This is a genomic window from Actinomycetota bacterium (genome assembly GCA_036280995.1).
Lineage (GTDB): Bacteria > Actinomycetota > CALGFH01 > CALGFH01 > CALGFH01 > CALGFH01.
Genome location: DASUPQ010000872.1, coordinates 1 through 3,181, shown reverse-complemented (window position 1 = coordinate 3,181; position 3,181 = coordinate 1). Strand labels below are relative to the sequence as shown.

The following is a 3,181-nucleotide window of genomic DNA, read 5'->3' as shown; positions in this document are numbered from 1 at the left end:
GCGACACCTATCTGGCCGCCCAGTACTGGCGGCTGGCCCGCCGCATCGGCAAGAAGAAGGCGGCCATGGCCGTGGGCCACTCGATCCTGGTGATCGCCTGGTACCTGCTCACCGACGACTGTGACTACGCTGATCTGGGTGGCGACTACTTTGTCCGCCGCGACGCCCACCGTTCTCGCCAGCGAGCCGTCGCCCAGCTCCAGGCCCTCGGCTACCAGGTCACCCTCGAACCCCTCGCCGCATGACGGGGGATTCTCCTTTCAGGAGGTCGCCGACCGTGGCATAGCATGCGCAGATCCGGCCGGACAGCGGCTCCAGGCCAGGAGGGACAAGGCATGCCCGCGTCGCATGACAACCTCCTCACCCCAACCGAGCACGAGGCAGCCCAGCTACTCGTCACCCTCGCCTGGCGGCTGGACGGCGGACAGCTCGTCAGCACCGACCAGATGCTGGCCAGGCTCTGCAGCATCCCGACCAACGACGTCGCCATGGCGAGCATCGTGCTGCTCCGGGAAGTGGCGCACAGCGTCGCACCCGCGCTCCAGCGGCCGCCGATCGAGATCCTCGACCACTTCCGTGTGTGGCTCGCCGGCCGAGCCGGGGCGTCGGGCTAACGCGGCTCGATCCGTCCCTGCCCATCACCCTACGGCCGGCCCAGGATGTCGACGACGGCCGAGGCGAAGCTGGGAAGGGCCACCAGGGCAACCAGACCAAGGACCACCCGCCCGGCCGTCAGCGCGCGCTGGTCGCGCCAGGCAGCGACCACGGCCGGGATCTGACTGGCCAGCACGGCCACGGCGCCGACCATGGCCGCCACCAGGGCGACCGAGCCCAGCGCGAGCAGCAGCAGCGGCAGGTGGGCGGCGATGGCGGGAGCGGTGGGGGCGAGCAGCGGGATCGACCGGCTGAGCCGGCCGGCCAGGGCGGCGACCAGCATGCCGTGGAAGAGCACCAGCGCGGTGAAGGCGGCCACCGACACCCATCCCGGCCCCACCAGGTCGAAGTCGGGGTTGCCCGGGCGCAGGGGCTCCAGCCGGACGCCGGCCAGGACCAGGAGCAGGGCGCCGAAGACGGCGCCACCGGCCCGCCCGGCGGGCAGCCAGCGCCGCAGCACCAGGTAGGCGGCTCCCGAGGCCGCCCCGAAGAGCAGGCCGGTGAAGATGATGAACCCGAGCGTGCCGTCGACGCTGATGCGCCCCACGACCTGGTCGGCCTCGGTGATCCGTCCCTGCGCGCCGGGCCCGGCCGTCACCGCCAGCAGCCGCATCACCAGCCGCCCGCCGGCTCCGGCGGCCAGCAGGCCGGCGGCGGCGCCCGCGCTGACGGCCAGGGTCAGGTACCAGAGGTAGCGGCGCACGACGAGGCCGACGGGCGGGCGGCCGTCCGGGCCGGGCTCGTACCCTGCCGGCGTGGGCGGCGGCTGGACCGCCATGGCGCCCCAGCGGGCGATCGCGAGCAGTCCGGCGGCCACCATCACGATGCAGAGGACGATCACCCCCATGGCTTGCGGCCGACCCCGCCGTAGAACCCGCCCGGCAGCATCGGGCGCCGGCCGTCGGGCCTCCACCGCTGGATCTCGACCACGCCGGGGTCGAGCAGGTCGAGGCCGTCGAAGAACCGCTCGACCTCGGCGTGGGTGCGGGTCACCAGCGACGCGGTGGTCAGCTGGTACAGCCGCTCGACCTTGGTCCCCATCTCGGTCATCTCCTCCGGAGACATGTCCGGCCGCGCCGGGATGTCCCTGGTGCCGTGGGAGATGGCCAGGTAGCTGCCGGCCGGCAGGGCGTCCCGGAACCGGGCCACGATCCCGAAGGGGTCCTCGTCGTCGGGGACGAAGTGCAGAATCGCCATGAGCAGCAGGGCGACCGGCTGATCGAAGTCGATCAGCTGCCGGACCTCCGGGTGGGCCAGGATGCGCTCCGGCTCCCGGAGGTCGGCCTGGACGGCGACGGTGTTGTCACCGGCCAGCAGCGCGCGGCTGTGGGTCACCACCATGGCGTCGTTGTCGACGTAGACCACGCGCGCGTCGGCGGCGTCGGCCTGGGCGACCTCGTGGACGTTGCCCTGGGTCGGCAGGCCGCTGCCGAGGTCGATGAACTGCCGGATCCCGGCCTCGGAGGTCAGGAAGCGGACGGCCCGGCGGAGGAACGCCCGGTTGTCCCTGACCACGTCCCGGGCGACCGGGGCGATGGCGAGGAGCTGCTCGGCCACGTCGCGGTCGGCCGGGAAGTTGTCCTTGCCGCCCAGGAGATAGTCGTAGATGCGGGCCGGGTTCGGCACGCCCGTGTTGATCGTGGTGGTCCAGTTGTCGGCCACGGTCCTCAGCTCGCCAGCGACGCAGGGGAGTTGCAGCCTAGCAGCTACAGCTCGTCCAGGATGCCGGTCAGGAGCTCGACGGTCCTCGCCGGAGGCTCGCTCTCGACGCAGAGGACCTCCATGACGTTCAGGTACCGCTCGACCTCGTCACGCTTGTCCAGGTACAGGGCGCTGGTCAGGTGCTCCAGGTAGACCACGTCGGGCAGCTCCCGGTCGGGGAACCGCAGCACGCTGAACGCGCCCGCCATGGCGGCATGGGCGCCGGAGTCGAAGGGGAGGATCTGGAGGGTGACGTTGGCCAGCTTGGTCGCCTCGACCAGCCGTTCCAGCTGGCCCCGCATGACCTCCCGGCCCCCCACGGGCCGGCGCAGGGCGGCCTCATCGACCACCGCCCACAACCGCGGCGGGGCCTCCCGGGTCAACAGGATCTGGCGGGCCATGCGCAGCCGCACCCGCCGGCCCACCTCCTCGGCCGAGTCCTCCAGGTGGGCGCCGCGGACCACCGCCCGCATGTAGCCGTCGGTCTGCAACAGCCCGGGGACGAACTGGCCCTCATAGGTCCGGATCAGCGACGCCGCCGACTCCAGGTCGACATAGGTCCGGAACCATTGGGGGAGGACGTCGCCGTAGTGCTGCCACCAGCCGGGGGCGTTGGCCTCGCGGGCCAGGGCGAGGAAGTCGGCGACCTCGGCCGGGTCGGTGACCTGGTAGCGGCGCAGCAGGTCGATGATGTCGCGTTCTTTGAAGCCGACCTGGCCGTTCTCGAGCCGGTGGATCTTCCATTCCGAGGCCCGGATGGACTCGGCGGCCTCGTCCCGGCTCAGGCCCAGCTCGGTCCGCAACCGGCGCAGCCTCGCCCCCACCA

At 72.2% G+C, this 3,181-nt stretch carries 5 protein-coding genes; 2 read left to right on the top strand and 3 right to left on the bottom strand.

What is annotated here, in order from left to right; translation table 11 throughout:
- Together VF468_29265 and VF468_29260 are read left to right on the top strand one after the other, a co-directional pair.
- Positions 1 to 245, top strand: a 245-nt coding sequence (locus VF468_29265; protein HEX5882377.1) for an IS110 family transposase, incomplete at its 5' end; no start/stop codon positions are given.
- A gap of 90 nt (positions 246 to 335) precedes the next feature.
- Positions 336 to 614, top strand: coding sequence for a hypothetical protein (locus VF468_29260; GenBank protein ID HEX5882376.1), 279 nt, complete (start codon positions 336 to 338; stop codon positions 612 to 614).
- A 29-nt stretch (positions 615 to 643) separates the two neighbouring features.
- On the opposite strand, the gene VF468_29255 is transcribed toward VF468_29260, so the two are convergent.
- Genes VF468_29255 through VF468_29245 form a run of 3 tightly spaced genes read right to left on the bottom strand, consistent with a single transcriptional unit; the run spans position 644 to position 3,179 of the window.
- The gene (locus VF468_29255; GenBank protein ID HEX5882375.1) at positions 644 to 1,501 is read right to left on the bottom strand and encodes a hypothetical protein; all 858 of its coding nucleotides are present in this window, start codon (positions 1,499 to 1,501) and stop codon (positions 644 to 646) included.
- Positions 1,492 to 2,316 (bottom strand): SAM-dependent methyltransferase, encoded by an 825-nt coding sequence (locus VF468_29250; GenBank protein HEX5882374.1) that lies wholly within the window; start codon positions 2,314 to 2,316, stop codon positions 1,492 to 1,494. Before VF468_29250 ends, VF468_29255 begins: the two co-directional genes overlap by 10 nt.
- 44 nt (positions 2,317 to 2,360) lie before the next feature.
- Positions 2,361 to 3,179, bottom strand: a complete 819-nt coding sequence (locus VF468_29245) for a helix-turn-helix transcriptional regulator (protein ID HEX5882373.1) — start codon at positions 3,177 to 3,179, stop codon at positions 2,361 to 2,363.
- Positions 3,180 to 3,181: the final 2 nt, after the last annotated feature.

Coding starts and splice junctions, on each gene's coding strand:
- VF468_29255 (HEX5882375.1), bottom strand. CDS start 1,501: ATGGGGGTGATCGTCCTCTGCATCGTGATGGTGGCCGCCGGACTGCTC.
- VF468_29260 (HEX5882376.1), top strand. CDS start 336: ATGCCCGCGTCGCATGACAACCTCCTCACCCCAACCGAGCACGAGGCA.